This is a genomic window from Bradyrhizobium sp. Kon37, from assembly GCF_055807535.1.
In genome coordinates, this window is record NZ_JBVVOY010000323.1 from 1 (window position 1) to 243 (window position 243).

1 pseudogene is annotated in these 243 nt (G+C 50.6%); it reads right to left on the reverse strand.

Annotation, left to right across the window (positions count from 1 at the left end):
* Positions 1-243: pseudogene (locus tag AC0L3J_RS38335) on the reverse strand (hypothetical protein); the annotation flags it as partial.

Below are 243 nucleotides of genomic sequence, written 5' to 3' on the forward strand. Positions count from 1 at the left end.
GCAAATTCGAGGAAGGCTTTAAATTTGATCTCTTTGTTGCACAGAATATCCGGATTCGGCGTGCGACCGGCTTTATATTCGGCAAGGAACAGTTCGAAGACGTTGTCCCAGTACTCGGCAGCAAAGTTAACGGTGTGCAGTTCAATGCCGAGCTTGTCGCAGACAGCCTGGGCATCAGCCAGATCCGCTGCCGCTGTGCAATATTCCTCACCGTCGTCTTCTTCCCAGTTCTTCATAAACAGG